Genomic DNA, 26976 nt, shown 5'->3' on the forward strand with positions numbered 1-26976 from the left:
ATCAGTCGGTTCCGGTGTCCATCGCCGAGCGCAGGGTGGCGGCCTCGACGTCGTCGTCCACGTCGGGCGAACCGAGCTCGGCGATCGCCTGGGCGCGCCCGGGCTCGATCTTGCCGATCAGCTCGGCGTGCCCGGCCAGCAGCGTGCCCTGCTGGGCGTAGAGCTCGAGCTTCTCGCGGGAGTCCGCGATGTCCAGGTTGCGCATGGTGAGCTGGCCGATGCGGTCGATGGGGCTGAAGGCCTGGTCCTCGACGCGCTCCATGGACAGCTTCTCCGCCTGGTAGCTGAGGGCGGGGCCGCGGGTGTCCATGATGGTGTAGTCATCGCCGCGGCGCAGGCGCAGCGTCACGTCGCCGGTGACGGCGGAGGCCACCCAGCGCTGCAGCGACTCGCGCAGCATCAGCGACTGCGGGTCCAGCCAACGGCCCTCGTACAGCAGGCGGCCGAGGCGAAGGCCCTCGGAACGGTAGTTGGCGAGGGTGTCCTCGTTGTGGATGGCGGACAGGAGCCGCTCGTAGGCGATCCACAGCAGTGCCATGCCCGGTGCCTCGTAGATGCCGCGGGACTTGGCCTCGATGATGCGGTTCTCGATCTGGTCGCTCATGCCCAGCCCGTGGCGGCCGCCGATGGCGTTGGCCTCCAGCACGAGCTCGACGGCGTCGAGACGCTTGCCGTTGATGGCGACGGGGCGGCCCTGCTCGAAGGAGACGGTGACGTCCTCGGTGTCGATGCTGACGGCCGGGTCCCAGTACTTGGCGCCCATGATGGGCTCGACGGTCTCCAGCGAGACGTCCAGCCCCTCGAGGGTCTTGGCCTCGTGGGTGGCGCCCCAGATGTTGGCGTCGGTGGAGTAGGCCTTCTCCTTGGAGTCCCGGTAGGGGAGGTCGCGCTCGGTTAGCCACACGCTCATCTCGTCGCGGCCGCCCAACTGGGTGACGAAGTCGTTGTCCAGCCACGGCTTGTAGATGCGCAGGTCCGGGTTGGCCATCAGGCCGTAGCGGTAGAACCGCTCGATGTCGTTGCCCTTGTAGGTGGAGCCGTCTCCCCAGATGGACACGTCGTCCTCGGCCATGGCGCGCACCAGCATCGTGCCGGTGACGGCACGCCCGATGGGGGTGGTGTTGAAGTAGGCGCGGCCGGCCGAGCGGATGTGGAAGGCGCCGCACGCGAGCGCGGACAGGCCCTCCTCGACGAGCGCGACGCGGCAGTCCACCAGGCGGGACAGCTCCGCACCGTAGATCAGCGCGCGTTCGGGCACGGAGCCGATGTCCGGCTCGTCGTACTGGCCGATGTCTGCGGTGTAGGTGCACGGTACCGCACCGGCCTCGCGCATCCAGGCCACGGCCACCGACGTGTCGAGGCCACCGGAGAAGGCGATGCCGACGCGTTCGCCGACTGGGAGTGAGGTCAGAACTTTGGACACGGGGGCCACTCTAGTGGTTGGGCGGGCGGTGTTCCTCCGGCGGCTACGATGATCTCTTGTCACGCCATCCCGACCCCGCGGGAACCATGCCGAGTGAGGAGAGACATGCAGCAGCCGCATGCAGTCATCGCCCTGCCCAACAACATCGAGATCGACGCCCGCGCGCACCGCAACGGGCTGGCGCTGGTCGCCGCCGGATACAAGGTGACGATGGTGGGCTTCGGCGGCGGCATCCCGCCGACGGGGACCATCGCGGGCATGCCCTACATCCTCTGCACGCCGGCCGCCCCGGCCGCGGTGAAGAAGCCGCTCACGTTCACCTATCGCGCGGTGCGCAAGGCGTTCCACCTGACCATGCGCCGCCGCCCGCCGCAGAAGGTGCTCAAGGTCGTCGCCCGCGTCGACTCGGCCACCGACGCGCTCGGCCGCAAGGCGAAGGCGCTCAAGGAGAAGGTGGCCCCCACCAAGGTGGAGGAGGACGACACCCTCAAGTTCTGGGAGAAGGCGCTGCCGCAGGTGCCTGTGATGACCGCGGCCATGAAGAACCAGCTGATCGAGCTGCAGCCCGACGTCATCGTCACCGACGTGCACCTGCTGCCGCTGGCCACCGAGGTGGCCGCCGTGCACCGCTCCCGCGGGCACCGCACCGCCGTCGTCTACGACGCCCGCGAGTACGTCTACGGCCTCGCCAGCGAGGACCCCAACATCACCGAGGGCTTCCCCGCGCTGGAGAGCGAGTACATCGGACAGCTGGACGCCACGTTCACCGTGTGTGAGCCCATCGCCCGCTTCCTGCAGGAGAAGTACGACCTCCCCGTGGAGCCGGCGCTGGTCCCCAACGCCCCGATCGGCCAACTGCCGCCGGTGGAGAAGCCGATGACCATCCGGGACTTCCTCGAGATCGACGAGGAGGCCCCGCTGCTGGTCTACGCGGGCGGGCTGTCCTACCACCGCGGCGTCCACGACGTGATCTCCGCGCTGCCGGAGCTGGACGGCGTCCACCTGGCCATCGGCGCCCGCCGCAGCAGCTCCTACGTGATCGAGTTGGAGAAGCAGGCCGAGGACCTGGGCGTCCGGGACCGCGTCCACTTCGTGCCGTTCGCGCCCACCCACGAGGTGGCCGAGTACCTCTCGTCGGCGACGGCGGCGATCTTCCCGTTCCTGCCCGTCGGCAACCACAACTGGGCCGCCCCCAACAAGTACTTCGAGTCCGTCCAGGCGCGGCTGCCCATCCTGACCTCCAACATGGAGTGGCTCACCGAGCGCATCAACCGCCTGGGCATCGGCGAGGTCTTCGAGCACTCCAACCCCGCCTCCATCGTCGAGGCCACGCGCAAGGTGCTCGGAAACCTGGACTCCTACCGCGCCAGGATCACCGACGAGTTGGTGGCCGAGCACACCTTCGAGGAGTTCGCCGGTACCGTCCAGGAGATCTGCCTGTCCGTCACCTCGCCCCGCGCCAAGGAGGGCCTGCGCCCGGCCGGGCTGCACGACCAGCTCTCGGCGATCCGGCGCGACATGCTGCGCCAGCGCGCCTCCCTGGCCGACTCGGAGATCTTCGAGCCGCGGCCCCGCATCCGGATCGGTTGCGCGAACACGGGCGGCCAGCCGCAGCTGTGGGCCACCTCCCTGATGCGGGAGCACCCGCGCGCCATGGCCGAATCCGCCTGGCTGTTCCGCGAGGGGCCGCTGAAGTTCCCCGTCGACGAGACCATCACCTACCACCAGTGGGTGGCCCCGCACTGGCAGCGGACGCTGTCCCGCAAGCTGGAGAACCGGGTGACCCACGTCCTCACCGAGAGCGCCCGCGCCATGGTGGGGGCCAGGTTCGGCAAGTTCTTCCACGACGAGATCGACTACTTCCGCGAGCAGGGCATCCGTCAGGGCCTGGTCTTCCACGGCTCGGACATCCGCAACCCCGCCAAGCACGCCGCGCTGGAACCCGACTCGCCGTTCCAGGACCCCACCGACGAGCTCACCGCCACGCTGCAGCGCCAGGTGGAGGCCATCACGCCCCACGTGCTGGCCTTCGACGGCCCCGTGTTCGTCACGACGATGGACCTGCGCGACTACCTGCCCGACGCCGCCTGGCTGCCCATCGTCGTCGACACCCAGTGGTGGTCCAGCGACGTCGTCCCGCTGGCGGGATCCGGCGCCCCGAAGGTCTTCCACGTGCCGTCGAAGAACAAGATGAAGGGCTCCGACGCCGTGGACCAGACCTGCTTGGAGCTGCAGGCCGAGGGGCGGATCCGCTACCTCCGCGACGAGGGCCTCACCCGCGAGCAGATGCACAACCGCATGATGAGCGCCGACATCGTCATCGACCAGGTCCGCCTGGGCGACTACGGCATCACAGCCGTCGAGGCCATGGCCGGCGGCAAGGTGGTGATCGGGCACGTCGCCGAACGCGTCCGTGACCGGCTGCCCGGGGCCGTCCCGATCGTCGAGGCCACCTCCCAGAACCTCCGCGAAGTGCTCGAGGGAGTCCTGGCCGATCCCGAGGGTGCCGCAGAACTCTCCCGCAAGGGACGCGAGTACGCCGAGATCTGGCACGACGGCACCCACAGCGCCAAGGTGCTGGCCGAGTTCATGGAACTCTGAGTGTCCATGCCTCAGACCCACTCAGTTTCCCTGAGGTGCGAGCGGCGGCGAGCCTCGAAGGGCTCCAGCGCCAGCCCCTTCGAGGCTCGCAAGCTCGTACCTCAGGGAATCTGGGCAAGGCAGGGTGGCCTTCCATGCGCATCCTGATGCTGGTGGCCACGTCGGTGGCCACGGACACCCGCGTGCTGCGGGAGGCGCGGACCCTCGTCGGCGCCGGCCACAGCGTCCACGTCATCGGCCGCTCGGTCCCCGAGGGCTTCGACGCAGGTGAGGGCATCACGGTCTCCAGTGTCGGCACGTCCTCGGTGTTCCGAGCCGAGGGCCAGCCGTCGCTGAAGGGACGCAAGCTGTCCGCGCCGGTGCGGTTCGCCCGCTGGGGCCTGCTGCCGCAGCACCGCCGTTCCTCGTTCGGGCGCTGGGCCGACGGCGCCATCGCCGACGCGCGGGGCCGGGAGTTCGACGTCGTCCACGCCCACGACTTCACCGCCCTGCGCGCCGCTGACACCCTCGCCGCCGAGAGGGGCGTCCCGTTCGTCTACGACTCGCACGAATTCTGGCCCGGCCTGCCGCGGGAGTACCGCCCGACGCCGCTGGCAGACCGGCGCGAGCGGCGCGAGGAGGCCGAGTGGGGTGGCCGGGCCGCTGCGGTCATCACCGTGGGCGACGGCGTCGCCGACGCATTGCGCGAACTGTACGGGTGGGACAACGTCACCGTCGTCCACAACAGCTTCCCGCGGGCGGCGGAACTCCCGGAGCCGCTGGAGGAGCCGAAGGCCCTCGTCTACGCGGGCCGCGTCGCTGCCTTCCGCGAGTTGGAGGTCATCGCCACCGCAAGCCGCTATGTCGACATTCCGATCACCGTGATGGGACCCGCGGACGAGACCTGGCTCGGCACCTTCGACCGGGGCGACGTCGAGGTGCTGCCCGCGAAGCCGCTGCCCGAGGCCTCGGAGACGCTGGTCGCCGGCGGGATTTCACTCGTTACCCATTCCGACAAGTGGCTCAACCACCGACTGGCGATGCCGAACAAGCTCTTCCACGCAGTCAGCCTCGGAATCCCGCTGGTTGCCACCGACGTCGGGGAGCTCGGGCGGATGGTCCGCGAGCACGGCCTCGGGACCCTCTACGAACCCGGGAACCCCGACTCGCTGGTACGCGCGATTTCCGAAGCGGTGGGTGGATATCGGAAACTGGTGAGTAATGTCAGAGCGGCACGCCCTGCGCTGAGCTGGGATGCCGACGCCGACCGCCTGCTGACGGTCTACGACGAAATCATCCGGATGACGGGGAAGGAGTAGGTGTGAACAGGTCACACCCTTCCTGGTTCGGGAGGCGAGAAATTGGCTAGGACTAAGACCGGGCAGGGGCCCGCCGTGCGCGTGTACACGCCGCACAAGGCGGGACTGCCCAACCTGCGCGAGTACTTCAGCGAGGTGGTCAAGCGGCTGGACTTCGCGCGCGAGCTGAGCGACACCAACATGCGCGCCGGCAACACCAACACCGTGCTGGGGCAGGCCTGGTTGATCATCAACCCACTGCTGCTGGCCGCGGTGTACTTCCTTCTGATCATGGTGATCAGCGGACGCGGCGGCTCGGGCGGCATGGACACCTTCGCCGGCATCGCAGGAGGACTGTTCCTCTACTTCCTGATGTCGGGTGCGGTGCAGTCGTGCGCCACGTCGGTCACGAACGCGGGCACCCTGATCCTGAACATGAACTTCCCCAAGCAGTTGCTGATCGTCTCGAACGTCTACCTGGCGCTGCGCCGGTTCGTGCCGACGATGCTGGTCTACCTCGTGATCCACGCCCTCTCGGGCAGGGCCTGGACCTGGCACATGCTGTGGATCCCGTTCGTCGTGCTGCTGATCGCGCTGTTCTCGGTGGGTCTCGGCTCCATCATCGCGACGTGGCACGTCTACTTCCGCGATACCGCGCAGTTCCTGCCGTACTTCATCCGGATCTGGATGTACCTGTCCCCGGTGCTGTTCACCGCCGAGATGTTCCTCGACAGGGTGGGGCCGGCCATCGGCCAGTTCGCCAACGTGAACCCGCTGTTCTCGATCCTCGGCATCTGGGGCGACATCCTCGGCGGCAACGCCCCGCAGGTGGAGTACCTCCTGATCGGGTCGGCCTGGGCCGTGGGCATCTTCGTGGTCGGGGTCCTCTACTTCATCTCTAGGGAGCGTGATTTCGCTGTCCGCCTCTGAAGCCAACCAGTACCTGGAGCGGGACCCGGGAGCGCCCGAGCCCGAGGCCGACGCCTCCGTCGCGCCCCCACAGGACACCGACCACAGCGGCCAGGCGGTTGTCATCGACGACCTCCACATCACCTACAAGGTGAACCTGGAGCGCAAGAACTCCCTGAAGAACTTCCTCGTCAAGGGAGCCCGCGGGGAGAAGGTCAACTACCGCGAGGTGCAGGCCCTCAAGGGTGTCACCTTCGACGTGCCGCAGGGCCAGTGCACCGGCATCATCGGTGCCAACGGCGCCGGCAAGTCCACGCTGATGCGTGCGGTGGCGGGCATCCTGCCGCCCACCAAGGGCCGCATCGAGATCCGGGGCAAGGTCAGCACCCTGCTGGCGCTCGGCGTCGGTTTCAACACGGCCCTGACCGGCCGCGAGAACGTGGTGCTCGGCGGCATGGCCGCCGGCTTGACGCGGGCCGAGGTCACCGACAAGTTCGACGAGATCGCGGGCTTCGCGGACCTGGGTGACTTCATCGACATGCCGATGCGCACCTACTCCTCCGGCATGTTCTCGCGGCTGGCGTTCTCCGTGGCCGTGCACATGCACCCGGACATCCTCATCATCGACGAGGCCCTGAGCGCGGGCGACGCCAAGTTCAAGGAGAAGGCGGGCCAGAAGATGGCCTCGCTGATGGACTCGGCCGGCACCATGCTGCTCGTCTCCCACGCCCTCGCCACCATCCAGGAACTCTCCGACGAGGTGATCTGGCTCCACAAGGGCAAGCTCATCCACCGCGGCGATCCCAAGGAGACCTGCGAGCGCTACCTGGAGTTCCTCAAGGTGGGCGACGACAAGATCATCATGGAGGACTTCTGAGCGCGTCGGTCGCCATCGTCACCACCGGCCACGACGTCGCCGACGCACGGCTGCACCGGACGGTGGCGGCGCTGCTGCGCGCCGGGGCGGAGGTGGAGGTCCACGGCCTCGGCGACGCCTCGCTCGCGCCCGCGGGTTGCCGCGTGTTCGCCGCCCCCCGCGCCGGCAAGTTGAGCCGGCTCGGCCGGGCGCTGACGTGGCCGTTCCGGGCACGCGCCGACGTGCTCGTCACCATCGACCCCGACACCTCGCTGTCCGCCTGGCTGGCGGCTCGGCTGCGCCGTCGTCGCTGGGTGGCGGACGTCCACGAGGACTACGCCGCCCTGCTGAAGGACCGCAGCTGGGTGCCCGGGCCGTTGCTCAAGGTGCTGCAGGGGGCGGTCCACCTCCTCAACCGACTCATCCAGCGCGCAGACCTGGTGCTGGTGGCCGACGAGCACGTTCCGCCCCGCACCGCCCGGGACCGGTTCGTGATGCGCAACGAGCCGGACTTCACGCTCCTGCCGGAACTGGGGGAGCCCTCGGACGACGCGCCCTGGCGCGCCGTCTACATCGGGGACAACCGCACCTCCCGCGGCCTGCGGACCATGGTGGAGGCCGTCGCCGCCACCTCCGGGGACGCCGAGCCGTGGCGGCTCGACGTCGTCGGCCCCGTCGCCGCGGCAGACCGGGACTGGTTCGAGGCCCGGCTCGCCGAGCCCGACTGCGTCCACGTCGTCGCCCACGGCCGCCAAGAGCCCAGGACCTCCTGGGAGATCGCCGACGGCGCGGACATCGGCTTCTGCCTGCTTGCCAACACGCCCGCGTTCGCCGAGGCGATGCCGTCGAAGATCTACGAGTACCTGGCCTGCGGCCTGCCGACGGTGGCCACGCCGCTGCCGCGGGTGGCCGAACTGCTGCACCGCACCGGTGCCGGCGTGGTGGTGGACTCCGTCGAGGAGACGACGACGGCCCTGCGCCGATTCGCCGCCGAGCCCGCGTTCCGCACCCAGCTGCGCGAGGCGGCCCGGGAGGCGGGGGAGGTGGCGCGGGCGCGTCGCAACACCTACGACGAGGCCGCCGCCCGCATCCTGTCGCTCTGACCTGTCCGGCTCGTGGGGCTTGGTGACCAGGGCTCGCGAGCAATCGGTTTCTGTGCACGGATGGGATGGCCGACCGGCGTGTCGCGACTTCCTGTCACCTGCTGGCCGGGCGACCCCCTGACGATCGGGTCAGAGGAAGAACTCCTTGACCCCCTCGAACGTCATCTGGACGGCGAGGATCACGAGGATCATGCCCATCAGACGCTCGACGGCGTCGAGTGCGCGCCGCCCGAGGACCTTGCGCAGGAAGCCGGAGAAGTACAGAACCACCGTGGTGATCACCCAGGCGATGACCATGCCGCCGAGGAACCAGGGCCATTCGGCCGGCTGTGCGCTGACCAGGACCACGATCACCGCGAGCAGCGACGGACCAGCCACGTAGGGGACCGCGAGCGGCACGATGAACGGCTCGTCGTGGGTCAGTTCCATCCGGTTGGCGTCCGGGGTGGGGAACACCATCCGGATGGCGATCAGCAGCAGGATGATGCCGCCGGCCGCCTTCAGGGCGGAGTCGTCGACGCCCATCAGGTGCAGCAGCGAACTCCCGGCGAAGAGGAACACCACCATGATCGCGAGCGCAATCAGGCACTCGCGCAGGATCACCCACTGCACGCGCTTGGGGTCCGTGCGGCGCAGCGCGGACAGGAACAGCGGCACGTTGCCCAGCGGATCCATCACCAGCAGGAACGTGAACGCGGCGGAGACCATCAGGTCCAAGGCAGTCCTCCCCTCTCCGTCCCGGCTGCAACGATCCTAGTCCTCGGAACCCCGCCGCGGATGCTCCTGCGCCTCAGTTCCCAGCGACTCCGGAGCGTGCGGCGGCCCCGGATGCTGCTGCAGACCACTGGGCGGTATGCTCGCACCCGTAGCAATCTGAAGGGACCAATACATGGTGCGAATCCAAGACAGCGCCGACGTCTCACCCGAGGCAACCATCGGCGAGGGATCCTCCGTCTGGCACCTCGCCCAGGTGCGTGAGGGCGCAGTCCTGGGGGAGAACTGCATCGTCGGTCGCGGCGCCTACGTCGGCACCGGGGTCCAGATGGGCAAGAACTGCAAGCTGCAGAACTACGCCCTCGTCTACGAGCCGGCAGTGCTCGAGGACGGCGTGTTCGTCGGTCCCGCCGCCGTGTTCACCAACGACTACTTCCCGCGCTCGGTGGATCCCGAGGGGAACCTGAAGCGCGGCGACGACTGGGAACCGGTGGGCGTCACCTGCCGCGAGGGCTCCTCCATCGGCGCCCGAGCCGTGTGCATCGCCCCAGTCACCATCGGCCGCTGGGCCATGGTGGCCGCCGGCGCCGTCGTCACGAAGGACGTTCCTGATTTCGCGCTCGTGGCCGGTGTCCCGGCCAGGCGCATCCGCTGGGTGGGACGCGCCGGTGTCCCACTCGAGGCGGGCGGGGCCCCGGGTGAGTGGGTCTGCCCCCAGACCGGCGCCAAGTACACCGAAGCAAACGACACACTTTCGGAGGTCCAGCAGTGACTGATTTCATCCCCCCGGCCAAGCCGATCATCGGCGACGAGGAGCGGGAGGCAGTCGATCGTGTCATGCGTTCCGGCATGCTCGCGCAGGGCCCCGAGGTCAAGGCGTTCGAGGAGGAGTTCTCCGCGCACTTCGGTCTGGGCCGTGCCTGCGTGGCCGTGAACTCCGGCACCTCCGGGCTGCACCTGGGGCTGCTGGCCAACGGCATCGGCGCGGGCGACGAGGTCATCGTGCCGTCGTTCACGTTCGCCGCGACGGCGAACTCGGTGGCCCTGACCGGTGCCACCCCGGTGTTCGCCGACATCGCCGCCGATGACTTCACCCTGGACCCGGCCTCGGTGGAGGCCTCCATCACCGAGCGCACCAAGGCGATCATGCCGGTGCACCTCTACGGGCACCCGGCCAAGATGGCGGAGCTGCGCGCCATCGCGGACAAGCACGGCCTCAAGCTGTTCGAGGACGCCGCGCAGGCGCACGGTGCGTCGCTGAACGGCACCCCCGTCGGTGCTTTCGGTGAGTTCGCGATGTTCTCGCTGTACCCCACCAAGAACATGACCTCGGGCGAGGGCGGCATGGTCTCTGCCGCCGACGAGACCATCGAGCGGAACCTGCGTCTCTACCGCAACCAGGGGATGCTGCAGCAGTACCACAACGAGGTCGTCGGCCTGAACAACCGCATGACCGACATCCACGCCGCCATCGGCCGCGTGCAGCTGACCAAGGTCGACGGCTGGACGGCCCAGCGGCAGTCCAACGCCGCGTTCCTGTCGGCCAACCTCGAAGGTGTCACCCCGCCGCCGGTGGCCGAGGGGGCGGTGCACGTCTACCACCAGTACACCGTCCGCGTCCCGGAGGACCGCGACGGGCTGGCGGCCGCGTTGAAGGAGCAGTACCAGGTGGGCTCGGGCATGTTCTATCCCGTCCCGAACCACCGCCTGAAGCCGTTCCAGGTGGCCGTGGAGCTGCCCGAGACCGAGCGTGCCGCGAAGGAGTGCCTGTCGCTGCCGGTGCACCCGTCGGTGTCCCAGCAGGACCTGGAGCGCATCGTCGAAGCCGTCAACACCCTCGCGAAGGCAGGTGCCTGACCCATGGCGAACCTCAAGGCAGGCCTGATCGGCATCGGCATGATGGGGCGCCACCACGCGCGCGTCCTCGGCTCCCTCGACGGGGTGGACCTGGTCGGCATCGCAGACCCGGGTGGTGACAAGTTCGGCGTCTCCGGCGGCCGTCCCGTGTTCGCCACGGTCGACGAACTGATCGAGCTCAAGCCCGACTACTGCATGATCGCCACGCCGACGGCGTTCCACCTGGAGACGGGCCTCAAGCTGGCCGCGGCCGGCATCCACGCCATCATCGAGAAGCCCCTCGCACGCGACGTGGACTCCTCGCTCCAACTGGTGGAGGCGTTCTCCAAGGCCGGGCTGGTGGGAGCCGTCGGCCACATCGAGCGCTACAACCCGGCGCTGCAGCAGGCCCGCAAGCGGATCGCCGACGGCCAGCTCGGCCGCGTGATCCAGGTGGCCACCCGCCGTCAGGGCCCCTTCCCGGCGCGCATCGCCGACGTGGGCGTCGTCAAGGACCTCGCCACCCACGACATCGACCTCACGGCCTGGGTGGTGCAGTCCACCTACAAGCACGTCGCCGCCGAGGCCAACAACCTCTCCGGCCGCGAGTACGAGGACCTGATCGCCATCACCGGCCAGCTGGACGGCGGCATCGTCGCGAACCACCTGGTGAACTGGCTGTCGCCGCTCAAGGAGCGACTGACCGTCATCACCGGAGAGACCGGCACGTTCATCGCCGACACCCTCACCGCTGATCTGACGTACTTCGCCAACGGCACCGTCGAGAACACGTGGGAGGACCTGGCGCAGTTCAAGGGCGTCAGCGAGGGCGACGTCATCAAGTACGCCTTCAGCAAGCCCGAGCCGCTGCGCACCGAGCACGAGAACTTCCGCGACGCCGTCCTCGGCAAGGCGGCTGACATCGTGACGCTGGAACAGGGTCTGAACACGGTCCGCGTCGCCGAGGCCGTCATCGAGTCGGCCGCCACCGGCCGCACGGTCGAACTCTGAGCCGGGGCACCAGTTGAAGATCGCAGTCGTCGCACTCGGCAAGATCGGCCTTCCCCTGGCCGTGCAGTTCGCCGACTCGGGCCACGAGGTCATCGGTTCCGACGTCAACCAGGGCGTCGTGGACATGGTCAACGCCGGCAACGAGCCCTTCCCGGGGGAGGCGCAACTGGCCGAGAAGCTGCGCGCCGCCGTCGACGAGGGGCGCCTGCGCGCCGTCACCGACACGACGGAGGCCGTCGCCGCCTCCGAGGCCGTCGTCCTCGTCGTGCCCCTGTTCGTAAACCACGACGGCGCGCCGGACTTCGCCGCGATGGACGCGGCCACCGCGGCCGTCGCGGCGGGCCTGAAGCCGGGCACGCTGGTCAGCTACGAGACCACCCTGCCCGTGGGCACCACCCGCAACCGTTGGACCCCGATGCTGGAGAAGGGCTCGGGTCTCGTGGAGGGCAAGGACTTCCACGTCGTGTTCTCCCCGGAACGCGTGCTCACCGGCCGTGTGTTCGCGGACCTGCGCAAGTACCCGAAGCTCGTCGGCGAGGTCTCGCCCGGCGGTGCGGAGCGGGCGCGCGAGTTCTACGAGTCCGTGCTGCAATTCGACGAGCGCGAAGACCTGCCGCGCCCCAACGGCGTGTGGGACCTCGGCACCGCAGAGGCCGCGGAGATGGCGAAGCTCGCGGAGACCACCTACCGCGACGTCAACATCGGACTCGCGAACCAGTTCGCGCGCTTCGCCGTCGACAACGGCATCGACGTGTTCCAGGTGATCGAGGCCTCCAACTCGCAGCCGTACAGCCACATCCACCGCCCCGGCATCGCCGTCGGCGGCCACTGCATCCCGGTCTACCCGAAGCTGTACCTGTGGACGGACCCGGACGCCACCATCGTCACTGCCGCCCGCGAGGCGAACGCGGGCATGCCCGGCTACGCCGTCGAACTCGCCGAGAAGGCTGCCGGGGCCCTTGCGGGTCGACGCGTGGTGGTGCTGGGCGCCGCCTACCGCGGCGGCGTCAAGGAGACGGCCCTGTCCGGGGTGTTCCCCGTCGTGCGCGCCCTGCAGGACCGTGGCGCCCGGGTCACGGTCCACGACCCGATGTACACCGACACCGAGCTCAAGCGCATGGGCTTCCTGCCGCACCGCCTCGGTGAGCCCGTCGACGTCGCCATCCTCCAGACGGACCACGCGATGTACCGCGAGCTCGGGGCCGACGACCTGCCCGGCGTCGACGTCGTCGTGGACGGCCGTCGGGTGCTCGACGCCGCCCGCTTCGCCGACACCACCCTGATCACCCTCGGAAAGGGGAACTGACAGTGGCACGCAAGCCCCGCATCGTCCTGTTCCGGCACGCTCCCGTCGACTTCGACTCCCGCATCAAGCGGATCGCCACCACGCTGCAGCGGGGCGGGTTCGAGCCCATCATCATCTCCACCGAACCGATCGACGGCGAGGCGGGGGAGTTCCTGCTGGGACGCACCATCCGGGTGATCCGGGTGCCGCTGACCCCGTGGCCCGCCGAGTCCCGGGTCTCCAAGAAGGAGAACCCGAACGCCACCCGCGCGGCCCGCCTGCGCCGCCAGCGCGAGGTGCACGCCAGCAGGATCAAGGGCGCCGACAAGGCCTCCGCGAAGTCCGCCGCCAAGTGGGTGGTCACCAACGGCAAGCTCGCCGTCTCCGGCGCAATCAGCCTGAAGGACCGGCTCGTGACGGCGGCGAAGGCCGTGCGCGCGAAGCTGCAGGGCTCCGACGACCCGTTCATCGGCTTGGACCTGCCCCAGAACCTGCCCGTGGCGCACAACCTCGTGTACACGCTCAAGGACCTCCTCATCGAGCTGCGTCCTGACGTGCTGCACGCCCACAACCCCTTGGTGCTGCCCGCGGCGTGGGAGGCGGCCAAGGCGCTGCGCGAGGCCGGCGTCGACGTGAAGCTGTCCTACGACGTCCGCGAGGACTTCGCCGGGCTGCCCGCCAAGGAGATCGGCAACCCCGCCGCCCACCAGGCGCTGCTGGGGACCGAACGCGAGTTCATGAAGAAGGTGGACTACGTGATGACCGTCACGGAGTCCCACGCCGATCTCCTCAAGGACAAGTACAAGCTCGACGAGCTGCCCGAGACCTACGTGAACATGAGCGTCTTCCAGCCGATGGTGGGCGACGTCACCGTCCGCGAGGCCGCCGGTCTGCCCGAGGACACCCCCCTGGCGGTCTACGCCGGCATCATGAGCTGGGCCCGTGGCATGGAGACGCTGGTCCAGTCCATGGCGTACGTCGACGAGGCGGTGCACCTGGCCATCGTCACGATGCCGCTGCCGCACAACATGCAGAAGACGCTGGACCCGATGGCCGAGGAACTCGGGGTCCGGGACCGGATCCATTACCTGGATCCCGTCAACCAGGCCAACCTCAGTTACTACCTGCACGGCGCGGACCTGGCGGTCCACCCCCTGCCGGGCGGCTCCCCGAACCACGACCGGACGCTGCCCAACAAGCTCTTCGAGTACCTCCACGCCGAACTGCCGATGGTCTCCTCCGACGCCAAGACCATGGCCGAGTTCGTCCGCTTCAACGGCATGGGCGAGGTGTTCACCTCCGAGGATCCCAAGGACCTCGGCGAGAAGATCAACCACGCACTGGCCAACCCAGTCCCGCAGGAGCACCTGCACGAGCTGGCGCAGAAGTACTCATGGCAGAGCAACGAGCCGGGTCTGCTGGCCGCCTTCGGCCGCCTGACCAACTTCGTGCCCGCCAAGCCCGAGGGGCCCTTCGGCGCCACCGACGTCACCCCCGCCTGAGGCGTCGCCGTCGCTCAGCCGAGGGCTGCCATGAGCAGCTCGTCGGAGCGCAGTTGCGCCTCGGCGTCGAACATCCCGCCCGTGGCGAGCAGTTCGTCGGCGCCGGTGGCCGCAAGGATCGTCTCCAGACGCTGACGCACCTCTCCCGGGGTGCCGTGCACGGCTGCGGCGATCCCTTCGGCGAGGCGCTCGCTCTTCTCGACGGCGTGTACCCGGGCCGCACTGACCAACGGCGGGAACTCGCCCTTGGTGCGGGACTCCACCAGCGCCCAGGACTCGGGGACCAGTAGTTCGCGGGCAGCCGCCGTCGTTTCGGCGACGGCGAGGTTGACCGCCACCACCACGTGTGGCGCAGCGGCCCAGGGCGATGGGCGGAACTCCCGCCGATACGTCGCGATGCCCGGGTGCTCGCCGCCGCCGGCCTCCAGGACGGCGGGCCCACCCAGCACGACGCCGAGCCCGGCCCTGGCGGCGAGCTCGAGCCCCTTGTTGTTGGCCAGCACGAACAGGGGAGTGCGTGCGTGGTTCTGCGGCTGGGCGGTGATCGGGGCCGTTCCCCCGAGGAACCCCTGGAGCTCCCGGACGTCCTCGAGGAAGCGCTCCGCCGCGTCGGCGTCCTGACGCAGTGACTTCCTGACCGCGGCGGTGAAGCCCAGCGAGCGGCCCAGACCGACGTCGATGCGGCCGGGGAACAGCGCCTCGAGCGTGGCCACCTGCTCGGCCACCACCAGGGGCTGGTGCGCGGGCAGCATGACTCCGCCGGTCCCGATCCGGATGCGCTCGGTCCGGGCGGCCAGCGCGGCCATCAGCACCGTCGGTGCGGATCCGAAGATCCCGGGCACGCCGTGGTGCTCCGCCACCCAGAACCGGTGGAAGCCGAGGGCCTCGGCCCGCTGCGCCCGGGTGACCACCCCGGCCAGCACCTCGCCGTCGGACTGCCCCTCGCGGGCGTTGGCGCGGTCCAGGATCGAGACGGGGAGAGACATCTCAGGAGGGCTGGGTGTTCAGCATGGTGACGTTGACCACGTCCCCCTCCACGGTGGCGGTCTCGGTCCACAGACCGTCGGACAGTTGGCGCTGGGCCGCCCAGGAGCCGCCGTCGTCGGTGGCCACCGTCACGTCGGTGCAGCCGCGGTTCGCCTCCTGCCAGGTCTCCAGCCAGGTGGCTGCCGCGGCGTCGGAGGAGAACTCCATCGCCAGGGTCACGCCGGGCCTGCCGTCGTCCTCCAGCGTCCCCTCCAGGACCGCGGTGGGGGCCTCGATGTCCGGCTGCGCGACGCAACCCAGTGCGAACAGGTCCACGGACTTGCGCTGCGGGTCCACCTCGTGGGCGAAGGTGCCGTTGCCGCTCCAGCCCTCCTCCACCGAGCCGTCGGTGACGGCGCCGTCCCAGCCGCTGGGCTGTTCGAGGTCATCGGCGGTGAGGGTGCCGGCGGTGGTGGCGGAGGGCTCCGTGCCCACCGACATCGGGCTCAGCTCCGACGTGGCCGTCGTGGTGGCGGTCTTGCGGGCGCCGCGGTACTCGAAGTGGTGCCAGTCCCAGCCGCTGAACCAGGACCAGCCGAGGGACTTGAACGCGACGACGGGCTCGGCGGAGGTGGTCAGCTGCCCGGCCACCACCGGCGTGCGCTTCACGTGGGCGGTGGAGGGCCACCACTTGCCGGTGGGGTCGCGGTAGGGGTTCTGCCAGGGGTTGATGTCCACGGCGATGCCGTAGGAGTGCGGCGACTGGGCGCTCGGGTTGCCCACCACGGCGCGGCAGTTGAAGGCCGAGGTGTTGTTGGCGGCCATCATCGCCTTGTCGTCGCCCTTCCAGTGGTTCGGGTTCACCATCTGGCCGATGGGGAACCGCTTGGCCAGCGAGCGCTCGAGCACCTTCGCCACGTCGGCTGCGAGGTCCTTGCGCACGATGATCTCGCCGCGGTGGACGAGGCCGTCGAGGCCGTAGTGGTTGGTGCGGATGGTACTGAGGCCGGAAGCGCCCACGGGGCAGCCCAGACGGTAGGTGTGGTTGATCTCGGCGGGGGTGGTGGCCGTGATGGCGGTGTTGGACCAGGCCATCCGGGTGACCGTGACGGCCTTGTCCGAGCGCCAGAGCCCGCCGGCCGCGGTGGCGGCCTGGGCGCGGACGCTGATGGCGCCGAGCTTGCCGACGTTGAAGTCGTAGGTGGCGCTGAACTTGCCGTTCGCGTCAGTCGTTACCGGGCCGATACCCGTCCAGGTGCCGTTGGCCCAGACCTGCGGCGTCACGACGATGCCCGCCACGGCCGGCACCACGGCCCCGGTCACCTTCGGCGTGGACAGGGGGTCGATCTCGCCGGGACCGGAGATGGTCACGCTCGGCACGCGGATGGTGGTCTCCACGGAGCCGTGCCTGCCGTTGTCCAGGGTGGCGCGGATCTCCGCGTAGCCGGAGAAGGCGGCGTCGATCTCGGCGGCGTAGGCGCCGTCGGAGTTCGTCTTCGCATAGGCGGTGTCCCAGACCTTGCCGGCGTGGTCCCGCAGCTGCACGGTCACCACAGCGCCCGCGGGGGCACCCGACGTGCTGCCGCTGACCGCGATCGGGGCGACGTGGCGGTAGAGCGCGGAACTGGGGTGCCCGGGGTGCTTGGCGGCGGCGACGGCGACGGTGGCGCCGGCGGGAACGTTGGGGCCGGAGGGCTTCGTCGGCGCCGGTGCCGGGCGGGTGAAGTCCACCATGTTGTTGAAGACCCACTTGTTGGCCATCTTGTAGCCGGAGCCCTGGTGGACGGGCGTCGTCGCCCAGATCATGGAGCGGCAGCCGCCGTGACCGGTCCATGCGGTGTCGCACTCCGTCTTCCAGCGGCGCCCATCGATCATGTGCTCACCGGGGGTGGCCAGCGGGTTGCCCACCCAGTTGGCGCGCGGGCTGGGCTTGTAGGTCAGGTTGTTGAAGGCCCAGCCCAAGGTGTTGACGAATGCGCGACCGTTCCACGTCGTCGTGGTGGCCCAGATCTCGGTGCGGCAGCGCTCGACGGTGGTGGAGTACTGCTGGCACTCGGTCTTCCAGCGGCGCCCGTTCACCAGGTGTTCGCCGGGGGTGGTGTAGACGTCCACCTCGGCGGCGGCGGGCGCCGGTGGGCCCAGCACCACGGCCAGGGTGGCGGTCAGGGCCGCGGCCAGCGCCACGGCGAACTTGCGGGTTGTCCTGTTCATCAGTGCACCAGCACAATCTTGCCGACGTTCTCCCCGCCGTCGAGCAGTTCGTGGGCTCTTCGGGCCTCTTCGAATGGGATCCGCGTCTCGGGCGAGGTGCGGATGCGGCCCTCCTCGATGAGGGGCCAAACAGTCTGTGCCACGCGGCGGCAGATTCCTGCCTTCTCCGCGGGTGGGCGGAAGCGCAACGACGTGGCGTGCACGGTGCCCGACTTCGCGAGCAGCATCCCCAGGTCCAGGGTGCCCTTGACGCCGCCCTGCAGCCCGATGACCACCAACCGGCCACCGCGGGCCAGCGCCCGGGTGTTGGCCTCCAGGTACTTGGCGCCCATGATGTCCAGCACCACGTCCGCGCCGCGGCCGCCGGTCTCGGCCTTCAGGCCCTCGACCCAGTCGGTGTTGTAGTCGATGGCGACGTCGGCGCCGTGGCTGCGGCAGTGTTCGAGCTTGTGTTCGCTGCCGGCGGTGGTGACGACTGTGCAGCCCAGGGCCTTGCCGTACTGGACGGCGAAGGTGCCGATCCCGCCGGCGCCACCGTGGACCAGCAGCGTCTCCCCGGCGCTGAGGCCGGCGACGTCCATGTTGGAGACCACCGTCGCCGCCACCTCGAGCAGCCCCCCGGCGGTGACCAGGTCTACCCCCTTCGGTGGCGCCACGAGCTGGCCCGCGGGGGCCACGAAGTACTCGGCGTAGCCGCCGCCGGCCAGCAGGGCCACCACCTCGTCGCCCGGGCGCCAGTCCGTGACGGCGGAGCCGACGGCCTCCACGACGCCGGATGCCTCCAGTCCAAGCACCTCCGTGGTGCCCTTCGGGGGCGGGTAGTGCCCGCGACGCTGCAGGATGTCAGCGCGGTTCACCCCGGAGGCGACGGTGCGGACCAAGACCTCGTCGTCACGCGGCTCCGGGCGGGCGAGTTCACCTACCTCGAGGGTCTCGGGCCCACCGGGTTCGGCAACGAGGACGGCGCGCATGCCAGACACTCTGTCACATCACCATGTCAGCTCCCGGGCGGACCTGAAGTGCCGCTTCAGGCCGTCCAGCGGATCGATGAACTCCAGGGACTGGGCCAGCAGTCGCAGCGGCGTGGAGAAGTCGTCGATGGCGACGTCGGAGACCTCCGGGTACAGCGGATCCCCCAGCAACGGGATGCCGAGCGAGTTGAAGTGCATCCGGATCTGGTGGGTCTTCCCGGTCACCGGCCGCACCTCGTAGAGCGCGTGCTCGCCACGCACCTCCAGCAGGCTGATGTCGGTGCGCGAGTTGGGCGGCAGGTCCAGCGTCTCGGCCTGCATCGTGCCGACGCGCTTGACCAGGTGCGAGGTGACGGTGCGTGGGAACTCCAGGTCCGGCCGGTACCCGGCGACGGCGTGGTACACCTTCGTGGCCTCCCGCCGTCGGAACACGTCCTGGTAGCGGGAGCGCCACTTCTGTTCGGTGGTGAGCAGCAGCACGCCCGCGGTGCCACGGTCCAGCCTGTGGGCGGGTGACAGCTCGGGCAGGTCCAGGGCGACGCGCGCCTTCACCACGACGCTCTGGGTGACGTGCCGGCCCCGCGGGATGGTGGACAGGAAGTGTGGCTTGTCCACCACGACGATCCGCTCGTCGCGGTGGATCACCTCGATCTCACCCGGCACCTCCGCCTCGTCGCGCAGTTCCCGGTGGAACCACACGAAGGTGTGGGGTCGGTAGACCTCGCGCCCGGTCCATGGCCGTCCACGGTCGTCGACGAACGCGCCGCGCTCCAGCATGCCGTCGACGTCGTCACGGGCGGGGCCGAGCTTGTCCCGCAGGAAGTCCCGCATCGTCGGCCAAGGGAGGGCGTTGGCGGGGTCCCGGTCCGGGGTGCGCACCCACGCGGCCTGCAGGCCGTGCCGGGGCGGGAGCGGGGACTTCGGGGGCATGCAGCCATTCAAACCCATCCCCGAGCCTGCGCCAACACGGCCCCGCCGCTGGTCACGGTCATGTCACGACTCGTGCCGGGGACCCCTGTGGGCTGTTAGGCTCTCACAGCGCGGACGACGTCGTCCGGTGCCGCTGCTTGGGCAGCTGACACGTTTCTGGAGGTTCTTCCCCATGACGCAAGGTCCCGTCCCGCTGGAAGTCGGGCTGAGTTCCGGCAACCTGGCAATCGTCGTAGTGATCGCGGCCCTGGCCGTGGTGGCCATCGCGATGTCGCTCAGGTTCCGTGCCGAGGTGCTCAGGGCGGGGGAGGGCACGGCCAACATGCGGGCCATCGCCCAGGCCGTGCAGGAAGGGGCCTCCGCCTTCCTCCGACGCCAGTTCCGCACGCTCGGCTGGTTCGCCGGCATCGCCTTCCTGGCCCTGCTGGCGCTGCCCGCCCACGGCGACGGTGACCCCTGGATGCTGCGGATCGCCCGCTCGCTGGCGTTCGTCGTCGGCGCCGGGTTCTCCGTGCTGATCGGCTGGCTCGGCATGTGGCTGGCGACGCGCGCCAACGTCCGTGTGGCGTCGGCCGCCGCCACCGAGGGCCGGGACCCGGCGATGCGGATCGCGTTCCGCACCGGTGCCGCGGTCGGCATGGCCACCATCGGCTTCGGCCTGCTCGGGGCGGCGCTGGTGGTGCTGGTGTTCAAGGGCGACGCCCCCACAATCCTGGAGGGCTTCGGGTTCGGCGCCGCGATGTTGGCCATGTTCATGCGCGTGGGTGGCGGCATCTTCACCAAGGCCGCCGACGTCGGTGCGGACCTGGTGGGCAAGGTGGAGCAGAACATCCCCGAGGACGACCCCCGCAACGCCGCCACCATCGCCGACAACGTGGGAGACAACGTCGGCGACTGCGCCGGGATGGCCGCGGACCTGTTCGAGTCCTACGCCGTCACCATCGTCGCGTCCCTGATCCTGGGGCGCGCAGCCTTCGGCGAGTACGGCCTGGTGTTCCCGCTGATCATCCCCGCCATCGGTGTCATCACCGCCGTCGTCGGTGTCTACCTGACCCGCCCCAAGGCCGGGGAGAACGGGCTGCGCACCATCAACCGGGCCTTCTACCTGTCCGCCGCCATCTCGCTGGCGCTGTCCGCGGTGGCGTCGTTCACCTACCTGCCCTCGACGTTCGCCGAGATGGGCGTGGACCACGTCGCGAACATCTCGGACCCGCGGATCGTCGCCATCGGCGCAGTGGCCATCGGCATCGCGCTGGCCGCGATCATCCTTGCCCTTACCGGCTTCTACACCGGCACCGAGGACAAGCCCGTCCAGGACGTCGGGAACACCTCGGTCACCGGACCGGCCACGGTTATCCTGTCCGGCATCTCGCTGGGCCTCGAGTCCAGCGTGTTCACCGCCGTGATCATCGCCTTCGCCGTCCTCGGCGCCTTCACGCTGGGCGGCGGCGGTGTGGTGGGGCTGTTCGCGATCGCGCTGGCCGGCTGCGGCCTGCTCACCACGGTGGGCGTGATCGTCGCGATGGACACCTTCGGGCCGGTCAGCGACAACGCCCAGGGCATCGCGGAGATGTCCGGGGACGTCGACGGTGAGGGCGCCCAGATCCTGACCGAACTGGACGCCGTCGGCAACACCACCAAGGCCATCACCAAGGGCATCGCGATCGCCACCGCCGTACTTGCTGCGACGGCGCTGTTCGGGTCCTTCACCGACGCCATCGGCAAGGCACTCACCGAGTCGGAGGCGTTCCGGAACTTCGAACTCCAGTCCGTGGTGTTCTCGCCCAACGTCCTCGTGGGCCTGATCATCGGCGCCGCGGTGATCTTCCTGTTCTCGGGACTCACCATCCAGGCCGTGGGACGCGCGGCCGGTGCCGTCGTGTTCGAGGTGCGCCGCCAGTTCCGGGAGATCCCCGGGATCATGGAGGGCACCGGGCGCCCCGAGTACGGCAAGGTGGTCGACATCTGCACCCGGGACTCGCTGCGCGAACTGGTCACGCCCGGCCTGCTCGCCGTCACCGCGCCCGTCGCCGTCGGCTTCGGCCTGGGCGCCCCCGCGCTGGCCGGCTACCTCGCCGGTGCCATCGCCTGCGGCACGCTGATGGCGGTGTTCCTTGCCAACTCGGGTGGCGCGTGGGACAACGCCAAGAAGCTCGTCGAGGACGGCCACCACGGCGGCAAGGGCTCCGACGCCCACGCCGCCACCGTCATCGGCGACACCGTCGGCGACCCCTTCAAGGACACCGCCGGTCCCGCCATCAACCCCCTGATCAAGGTGATGAACCTGGTGGCGGTGCTGATCGCCCCCGCGGCCGTGGCCATGTCCGACCTGAACTCCACCCCCAGCGCCTGGCGCTACGCCATCGCCCTCGTCGCCGCCGTCATCGGCATCGGCGCCGTGGTGATCGCCTCCAAGCGTGGCACCGCCCTGAAGGGCACCGCCGAGCCCAACCCCGGGCTCGACGGCCTGCCCGGCAACCCCGAGTGGGACCGGCAGCACCAGACCCCGCACCCTCGTCCGGCCAAGGAGATGGTCAACGGGACCGACTAGCGCCCGGGACCACGCCGTCGCCGTGCAGGGGGATCAGCCGCCTCCGGTTCGACGTGGGCCAATCCGGGTGCCACCCGCTAGCATGGGGTGGCTGTCTCCGGGCAGTGGCGAGGTCGCATAGTGGACTAGTGCAGCCGCCTTGAAAGCGGCCGAGTGGCAACGCTCCGTGGGTTCGAATCCCACCCTCGCCGCCACCGCGGCCCCCGCTGCGGGCCGTTCCGCACCCGCCCTGCCCCGAAGCGTGCCGCGCCGCCCGTGCCTGTCCGCCCGGCCGTGTGCCCCCGCCCTGACCCGACACGCCGACAGATTTCGGCGACGAGGTGGCCCGCTCCCTTCCCGCCCGAAATCGACGGCGTGTCGGGTCGAAGCGCGGATGGGCGAGCCGCGTCCGGCTCGGGTGACGGGGGTCGGTAGTGTGTCGTCATGGACGACTCCCATTACGTCATCAGGCCGCGCCCCCCGTTCAGGGCGTTCTTCATCGCCGCGATCGCTGCGATCCTCGGCGCCGGCTTCGTGGTGCTGACCCTCGTCAACGCGTGGCATTCGGTGGTGCTCGCGGTCAGCATCCTCGTGCTCGTCGCCGGCATCGTGCTGTTCCTGGCGGGGCTGGCGGCGATGGGCCGCGGCAGGGTGGCGATCACCTTCACCGACGACGACTACACCCTCGTCGGCGCTGCCGGCCGCCAGGGTGGCCGGTGGGAGAGCGTCACCCGTGTCACACAGTCCGACGACGGACGCCAGGTCACCATCCACAACGGACCCGACGAGGTGCACCGGATGCTGTTCGCGCCCGGCAACGCAGGCCTCGTGGACGAACTGCTGGAGGACATGACCAAGCGGCTCGACGCCGCCAAGGGCTACACCAACTTCGCCTGAGGCCCGTCGGTCACTTCGGGTTGTAGGCGCAGGCGTCGGTGACCGACTGGCTGCCGTCGACGAAGGTCGGCTTCGCCGTCGGGGACTCGGACTGCTCCGGCTCGGTCGGCTCGTCACTGGGCGTGGTCACCGCCGTGCTCGTAGGGGCCGCGGTGGTGGGGGCAGGCTCGTCGGCGATGGCCTCGGCCACCGCGTCGCGCATCTCCTCGAAGTCGGGGTTGGCGAAGTCGTAGCCGTTCTTGCCCGGGGAGAACACCAGCCGCTCGATCTCGGCGTCCTTGACCACCAGCGAGAGCTCCACCAGCGGCTGCAGCACCTGCTGCGGGATGTCCGTCATCACCATCTCGGCCCCGGCGGCGGCGATGGCCTCGTAGGAGGTCAGCATCGTCGCGGGGTTGGCCTGCTGGATGATGGCGTTGACCAGGCACGACTGGCGCGCCATCCGGTCGTAGTCGCTGGAGTCGAGGCGGCTGCGGGCGTACCACATGGCCTCGTAGCCGTTGAGGTGCTGGCTGGGGCCGGGCTCCAGGTAGCCGGTGGGCTTGCGGCCGGAGCTGTCGCCGCCGATGGGGAGCCGGTCGTTGATGTTGACCGTCACGCCTCCCATGGCGTTGATCAGGCGCTGCACGCCGTCGATGTCGAGGAGGACGAAGTAGTCCACCTTCAGGCCGGTGATGCCCTCCACGCCCTGCTTGAGGGCTTCCGCGCCGCGGTACGTCTGGCCCTCGAGGACGTCGGAGTACCAGGGGCTGTCCTCGACGGTGTGCCACAGTGCGTTGATGAACCACTCGGCCGGGTCGCCCTCGCCGCGGAACCCGCGCGGGAACAACTCCTCGAGTTCGGAGCCCTCCGGGAACGGCGTGTACTGCACGTTGCGGGGGATCTGGATGATGTCGGTGGCGCCCGTGGTGGTGTCGATGGAGGCCACCATGATGGTGTCCGTGCGGATGCCGTTCTCGTCGCTGCGGGCCTTCGCGCCGTCGGCGCCCAGCAGCATGATGTTGAGCCGCGGATGCCCCTCCCAGGGGTTCTCCTCCTCGGCGTCGATGCTGGGGCGGCTGGAACTGGTGACCTCCGCCTCGTCGGCGAAGACGGTCTCCACCAGCTTCTGCTGATCGAAGGAGTAGCGGGCCGCCACCGCGACGGGCGCGGAGATTACCAGGCTGAGGACGGTGACGACGACGGCGCCGGTGGTGCGCTTCGAGGTCCCGAGGCCCTTGGGGCGGGTCAGGAGGTGGGTGCCCGCGATCAGCGCCACCCACACCAGCCCGACGGCGACCAGGACCAGGGAGATGCGGCGCAGCTGTGACGGGTCGACGGCGAACCCGGCGAAGTTGCCGAGGTTGCTGAAGGCGGACCAGCCGATGGTGGCGATGGTGCCCAGGAACGCGAGCGGCACGATGGCGCCGACGGCCTTGGCGGCGCCGGACTCCGCTCCTAGGAGGCCGGCGCCCGGCAGGACCGTGCTCAGGGCGGTCAGGCCGAGGCTGCGGCGCAGTGAAGACTCCTTGTCCGGCCGTGCCTCGCGCACGACGGTGGGGGAGTCGTCGCGTTCGGGCTCCCGCTCAGGGGCGGAGCGCTGCGGCTCGGGCGGCTGCTGGGCGGGCTGGGGGGCGTTGGCCGGCCGGAAAACGGATCCGTAGATGTCGCCGACGTCGGATCGGAGCTCGTCGTCAGTGGGCGGCAGCGCCCGGCGTGGGCGCGACGGCTTGTCTTCGGTCATCAGTGGGTGGTCCCCCTTCCGGTGCACAAGTGTAGATCGTGGGGTGAAACGCGCCCAACCCGCGTTTTGGCGCTGAACTGTGCGCTCGGCTAACCTTGGGCGGACGTGGAGGTGTCGCCTAGTCAGGTCTATGGCGCCCGCCTGCTAAGCGGGTTTGGGGTAAAACCCATCGCGGGTTCAAATCCCGCCACCTCCGCCGATCGGTGTTCTTGCAAGCACCATGGCGGCCCGGGATCGTTCCGCGGACCCGGGTCGTCACCCTTCGGGGCAGTCGTTTTGCCTCGCTGGGAAATGAGCCGTATAGTTGGCAATCGCCTGCACGGCACTGCGCTCGTGGCTCAACGGATAGAGCATCTGACTACGGATCAGAAGGTTGGGGGTTCGAGTCCCTCCGAGCGCGCAGAGGCCCCCGGTCCACCAGGACCGGGGGCGTTTTGTTTGCTTCGCGCATCCCGGTGGAGCGGACGGCTCCGTCTCCGGTGCTGGCGCTCCAACCACGAGACGCCGCCACCCGGGTGGAACGGACGGCTCCGTCTGCGGTGCTGAACGCTCCACGCGCACAACGACTAGGATTCCTGCCGAGAGGGAGTGCAATGACTGAGATCTGGGGCCACAGGGGCGCACCGGCCTACGCGCCGGAGAACACGCTCCCGTCGTTCGAGCTCGCGCTCGAGCACGGCGTGGACGGCGTGGAGTTCGACGTCCAGCGTTCTTCCGACGGCGTGCTGGTGGTGGTGCACGACGAACAGATTTCCCGCACCTCCAACGGCGTCGGCAAGGTGGTTGACCTCACCTTCGAGGAGCTGCGCCGCTGCGACTTCTCCAACGGCTTCGTCGGCTTCCGCAACACCCGCATCCCCACCTTGCGCGAGACGCTGGAACTGCTCGGCGCCGCAGGGGTAGGCATCAACATCGAGCTCAAGAACGGCGTCGAGCCCTACCCAGGGATGGAGACCGAGGTCCTGGAGCTGGTGCAGGAACTGGACCTCCTGGACCGGGTGGTGATCAGCTCCTTCAACCACGTCAGGCTCGCCAACCTGCGCGGCAAGGTGCCAGCTGCCAACCTGGGACTGCTCTACACCGCCCAGGTGTTCGACCCGTGGCGTTACGCGCAGTACTTCGGCGCCGGCGCCATCCACCCGTACCACAAGGTGCTCGACCAGCCCGACTTCATGTGGCTGTGCCACGAGGCGGGCATCCGGGTCAACGCCTGGACCGCCGACGAGGACCAGGACGTGGAGCACCTCACCCGCATCGGCGTGGACGCCATCATCACCAACCTTCCGGACCGCGCCCGCCGCGCCAGCCGCAGGACTCGATAGCCTGCGGGTATGAGCAACCCCTTCCGCCCAGAGCTGTGGGACGTCGTCGACGGCTTCGACTTCACCGACATCACCTACCACCGGGCCAAGCACGTGCCGGCGGTGCGGATCGCGTTCGACCGTCCCGAGGTGCGCAACGCGTTCCGCCCCCACACCGTCGACGAGTTCTGCCAGGCGCTCGAGCACGCCCGCACCTCCTCCGACGTGGGCTGCGTCCTCATCACCGGCAACGGGCCGTCCGCCAAGGACGGTGGCTGGGCGTTCTGCTCCGGCGGTGACCAGCGCATCCGCGGCCGGGCCGGCTACCAGTACGCCGACGGCGAGTCCGCGGCCACCGTCGACAAGGCCAAGCTGGGCCGGCTGCACATCCTCGAGGCCCAGCGCATCATCCGGTTCATGCCGAAGGTGGTCATCTCATTGGTGAACGGCTGGGCGGCCGGCGGCGGGCACTCCCTGCACGTCGTCTCCGACCTCACGCTCGCCTCGGCCGAGCATGCCAGGTTCAAGCAGACCGACGCCGACGTCGGCTCCTTCGACGGCGGTTTCGGGTCCGCCTACCTGGCCCGCCAGGTGGGACAGAAGTTCGCCCGTGAGATCTTCTTCCTCGGTGACGTCCACGACGCCGAGGACGCCCACCGGATGGGCATGGTGAACAAGGTGGTCCCGCACGCCGAACTGGAGGACGTCGGGCTGGAGTGGGCCGCCAAGATCTGCGGCAAGTCCCCGACGGCGCAGCGGATGCTGAAGTACTCGTTCAACCTGATCGACGACGGTCTCGTGGGCCAGCAGGTCTTCGCCGGGGAGACCACGCGGCTGGCCTACATGGGCGACGAGGCCGTCGAGGGCCGCGACTCCTTCCTTGAGAAGCGCCGCCCGGACTGGTCGAATTTCCCGTACTACTACTGAGTT

21 protein-coding genes and 3 tRNA genes are annotated in these 26976 nt (G+C 69.6%); 17 read left to right on the plus strand and 7 right to left on the minus strand.

The genetic code is table 11. The annotated features are described in order from the left end of the window. Position 1 precedes the first annotated feature (1 nt). Positions 2-1432 carry an argininosuccinate synthase gene (argG, locus tag ACYU7G_RS03725; protein WP_461104893.1) on the minus strand — a complete coding sequence of 477 codons (1431 nt, stop codon included), beginning with the start codon at positions 1430-1432 and terminating at the stop codon, positions 2-4. Between the two features lie 96 nt (positions 1433-1528). Between argG and ACYU7G_RS03730 the strand changes: the two genes are divergently transcribed. The 5 genes from ACYU7G_RS03730 (at position 1529) to ACYU7G_RS03750 (ending at position 8169) form a co-directional block, all read left to right on the plus strand. Further along, the gene (locus ACYU7G_RS03730) at positions 1529-4024 is read left to right on the plus strand and encodes a glycosyltransferase family 4 protein (RefSeq protein ID WP_461104895.1); all 2496 of its coding nucleotides are present in this window, start codon (positions 1529-1531) and stop codon (positions 4022-4024) included. Positions 4025-4158: 134 nt separating this feature from the next. Then, positions 4159-5322 (plus strand): glycosyltransferase, encoded by a 1164-nt coding sequence (locus ACYU7G_RS03735; protein WP_461104897.1) that lies wholly within the window; start codon positions 4159-4161, stop codon positions 5320-5322. Positions 5323-5397: 75 nt separating this feature from the next. Beyond that, entirely contained in the window at positions 5398-6231 is an 834-nt protein-coding gene (locus ACYU7G_RS03740) for an ABC transporter permease (protein WP_461104899.1), read from the plus strand. Further along, positions 6209-7087, plus strand: a complete 879-nt coding sequence (locus tag ACYU7G_RS03745; RefSeq protein ID WP_461104901.1) for an ABC transporter ATP-binding protein — start codon at positions 6209-6211, stop codon at positions 7085-7087. The genes ACYU7G_RS03740 and ACYU7G_RS03745 overlap by 23 nt, the downstream gene beginning before the upstream one ends. Before the next feature lie 62 nt (positions 7088-7149). Continuing rightward, the gene (locus ACYU7G_RS03750; protein ID WP_461104903.1) at positions 7150-8169 is read left to right on the plus strand and encodes a glycosyltransferase; all 1020 of its coding nucleotides are present in this window, start codon (positions 7150-7152) and stop codon (positions 8167-8169) included. 129 nt (positions 8170-8298) lie between these two features. On the opposite strand, the gene ACYU7G_RS03755 is transcribed toward ACYU7G_RS03750, so the two are convergent. Further along, positions 8299-8877, minus strand: a complete 579-nt coding sequence (locus tag ACYU7G_RS03755) for a MarC family protein (RefSeq protein ID WP_461105144.1) — start codon at positions 8875-8877, stop codon at positions 8299-8301. A 181-nt stretch (positions 8878-9058) separates the two neighbouring features. On the opposite strand from ACYU7G_RS03755, the gene ACYU7G_RS03760 reads away from it, so the two are divergent. From ACYU7G_RS03760 to ACYU7G_RS03780, 5 genes are read left to right on the plus strand one after another with little or no spacing between them, the layout of a single operon-like run. Continuing rightward, the gene (locus ACYU7G_RS03760; protein WP_461104905.1) at positions 9059-9655 is read left to right on the plus strand and encodes an acyltransferase; all 597 of its coding nucleotides are present in this window, start codon (positions 9059-9061) and stop codon (positions 9653-9655) included. After that, complete coding sequence (locus ACYU7G_RS03765) at positions 9652-10740, plus strand: DegT/DnrJ/EryC1/StrS family aminotransferase (protein ID WP_461104907.1); 1089 nt, start codon at positions 9652-9654, stop codon at positions 10738-10740. Before ACYU7G_RS03760 ends, ACYU7G_RS03765 begins: the two co-directional genes overlap by 4 nt. 3 nt (positions 10741-10743) lie before the next feature. Continuing rightward, positions 10744-11730 (plus strand): Gfo/Idh/MocA family protein, encoded by a 987-nt coding sequence (locus ACYU7G_RS03770; RefSeq protein ID WP_461104909.1) that lies wholly within the window; start codon positions 10744-10746, stop codon positions 11728-11730. 13 nt (positions 11731-11743) lie between these two features. Beyond that, the gene (locus tag ACYU7G_RS03775; protein ID WP_461104911.1) at positions 11744-13036 is read left to right on the plus strand and encodes a nucleotide sugar dehydrogenase; all 1293 of its coding nucleotides are present in this window, start codon (positions 11744-11746) and stop codon (positions 13034-13036) included. 2 nt (positions 13037-13038) lie between these two features. Beyond that, positions 13039-14517 (plus strand): glycosyltransferase, encoded by a 1479-nt coding sequence (locus tag ACYU7G_RS03780; RefSeq protein WP_461104913.1) that lies wholly within the window; start codon positions 13039-13041, stop codon positions 14515-14517. Positions 14518-14531: 14 nt separating this feature from the next. Here the strand turns inward: ACYU7G_RS03780 and ACYU7G_RS03785 are convergent, their stop codons facing one another. From ACYU7G_RS03785 to ACYU7G_RS03800, 4 genes are read right to left on the minus strand one after another with little or no spacing between them, the layout of a single operon-like run. Continuing rightward, entirely contained in the window at positions 14532-15503 is a 972-nt protein-coding gene (locus ACYU7G_RS03785; protein WP_461104915.1) for an MsnO8 family LLM class oxidoreductase, read from the minus strand. A gap of 1 nt (position 15504) precedes the next feature. Next, a complete protein-coding gene (locus ACYU7G_RS03790; protein WP_461104917.1) occupies positions 15505-17694 on the minus strand; it encodes a M15 family metallopeptidase in 2190 nt (729 codons plus the stop codon). Then, the gene (locus ACYU7G_RS03795) at positions 17694-18665 is read right to left on the minus strand and encodes an NAD(P)H-quinone oxidoreductase (RefSeq protein ID WP_461104919.1); all 972 of its coding nucleotides are present in this window, start codon (positions 18663-18665) and stop codon (positions 17694-17696) included. Before ACYU7G_RS03795 ends, ACYU7G_RS03790 begins: the two co-directional genes overlap by 1 nt. A gap of 18 nt (positions 18666-18683) precedes the next feature. After that, positions 18684-19496, minus strand: a complete 813-nt coding sequence (locus ACYU7G_RS03800; protein ID WP_461105146.1) for a pseudouridine synthase — start codon at positions 19494-19496, stop codon at positions 18684-18686. 271 nt (positions 19497-19767) lie between these two features. On the opposite strand from ACYU7G_RS03800, the gene ACYU7G_RS03805 reads away from it, so the two are divergent. The 3 genes from ACYU7G_RS03805 (at position 19768) to ACYU7G_RS03815 (ending at position 23022) form a co-directional block, all read left to right on the plus strand. Continuing rightward, complete coding sequence (locus tag ACYU7G_RS03805; RefSeq protein WP_461104921.1) at positions 19768-22146, plus strand: sodium-translocating pyrophosphatase; 2379 nt, start codon at positions 19768-19770, stop codon at positions 22144-22146. A gap of 106 nt (positions 22147-22252) precedes the next feature. Further along, positions 22253-22340 (plus strand) — tRNA-Ser (locus ACYU7G_RS03810). A gap of 229 nt (positions 22341-22569) precedes the next feature. Beyond that, positions 22570-23022 carry a hypothetical protein gene (locus ACYU7G_RS03815; protein ID WP_461104923.1) on the plus strand — a complete coding sequence of 151 codons (453 nt, stop codon included), beginning with the start codon at positions 22570-22572 and terminating at the stop codon, positions 23020-23022. A gap of 10 nt (positions 23023-23032) precedes the next feature. On the opposite strand, the gene ACYU7G_RS03820 is transcribed toward ACYU7G_RS03815, so the two are convergent. Beyond that, the gene (locus ACYU7G_RS03820; protein ID WP_461104925.1) at positions 23033-24745 is read right to left on the minus strand and encodes an LCP family protein; all 1713 of its coding nucleotides are present in this window, start codon (positions 24743-24745) and stop codon (positions 23033-23035) included. A gap of 107 nt (positions 24746-24852) precedes the next feature. On the opposite strand from ACYU7G_RS03820, the gene ACYU7G_RS03825 reads away from it, so the two are divergent. The 4 genes from ACYU7G_RS03825 to ACYU7G_RS03840 all read left to right on the plus strand — a co-directional run bounded on the left by ACYU7G_RS03825 (position 24853) and on the right by ACYU7G_RS03840 (position 26973). Then, positions 24853-24941 (plus strand) — tRNA-Ser (locus tag ACYU7G_RS03825). A gap of 131 nt (positions 24942-25072) precedes the next feature. Continuing rightward, positions 25073-25145 (plus strand) — tRNA-Arg (locus tag ACYU7G_RS03830). A gap of 193 nt (positions 25146-25338) precedes the next feature. After that, positions 25339-26067: a glycerophosphodiester phosphodiesterase gene (locus tag ACYU7G_RS03835; RefSeq protein ID WP_461104927.1), complete on the plus strand. Its 729-nt coding sequence runs from the start codon at positions 25339-25341 to the stop codon at positions 26065-26067. 9 nt (positions 26068-26076) lie between these two features. Further along, positions 26077-26973 (plus strand): 1,4-dihydroxy-2-naphthoyl-CoA synthase, encoded by an 897-nt coding sequence (locus tag ACYU7G_RS03840; RefSeq protein ID WP_461104929.1) that lies wholly within the window; start codon positions 26077-26079, stop codon positions 26971-26973. The last annotated feature ends 3 nt before the right edge of the window (positions 26974-26976 follow it).

This window comes from Tessaracoccus terricola (assembly GCF_054776555.1).

What these genes read in the sequence shown, in the direction of transcription:
- ACYU7G_RS03730 (WP_461104895.1), top strand. Translation starts at nt 1,529, where the DNA reads ATGCAGCAGCCGCATGCAGTCATCGCCCTGCCCAACAACATCGAGATC.
- ACYU7G_RS03735 (WP_461104897.1), top strand. Translation starts at nt 4,159, where the DNA reads ATGCGCATCCTGATGCTGGTGGCCACGTCGGTGGCCACGGACACCCGC.
- ACYU7G_RS03755 (WP_461105144.1), bottom strand. Translation starts at nt 8,877, where the DNA reads ATGGTCTCCGCCGCGTTCACGTTCCTGCTGGTGATGGATCCGCTGGGC.
- ACYU7G_RS03760 (WP_461104905.1), top strand. Translation starts at nt 9,059, where the DNA reads ATGGTGCGAATCCAAGACAGCGCCGACGTCTCACCCGAGGCAACCATC.
- ACYU7G_RS03770 (WP_461104909.1), top strand. Translation starts at nt 10,744, where the DNA reads ATGGCGAACCTCAAGGCAGGCCTGATCGGCATCGGCATGATGGGGCGC.
- ACYU7G_RS03785 (WP_461104915.1), bottom strand. Translation starts at nt 15,503, where the DNA reads ATGTCTCTCCCCGTCTCGATCCTGGACCGCGCCAACGCCCGCGAGGGG.
- ACYU7G_RS03790 (WP_461104917.1), bottom strand. Translation starts at nt 17,694, where the DNA reads ATGAACAGGACAACCCGCAAGTTCGCCGTGGCGCTGGCCGCGGCCCTG.
- ACYU7G_RS03795 (WP_461104919.1), bottom strand. Translation starts at nt 18,665, where the DNA reads ATGCGCGCCGTCCTCGTTGCCGAACCCGGTGGGCCCGAGACCCTCGAG.
- ACYU7G_RS03800 (WP_461105146.1), bottom strand. Translation starts at nt 19,496, where the DNA reads ATGCGGGACTTCCTGCGGGACAAGCTCGGCCCCGCCCGTGACGACGTC.
- ACYU7G_RS03805 (WP_461104921.1), top strand. Translation starts at nt 19,768, where the DNA reads ATGACGCAAGGTCCCGTCCCGCTGGAAGTCGGGCTGAGTTCCGGCAAC.
- ACYU7G_RS03815 (WP_461104923.1), top strand. Translation starts at nt 22,570, where the DNA reads ATGGACGACTCCCATTACGTCATCAGGCCGCGCCCCCCGTTCAGGGCG.
- ACYU7G_RS03820 (WP_461104925.1), bottom strand. Translation starts at nt 24,745, where the DNA reads ATGACCGAAGACAAGCCGTCGCGCCCACGCCGGGCGCTGCCGCCCACT.
- ACYU7G_RS03835 (WP_461104927.1), top strand. Translation starts at nt 25,339, where the DNA reads ATGACTGAGATCTGGGGCCACAGGGGCGCACCGGCCTACGCGCCGGAG.
- ACYU7G_RS03840 (WP_461104929.1), top strand. Translation starts at nt 26,077, where the DNA reads ATGAGCAACCCCTTCCGCCCAGAGCTGTGGGACGTCGTCGACGGCTTC.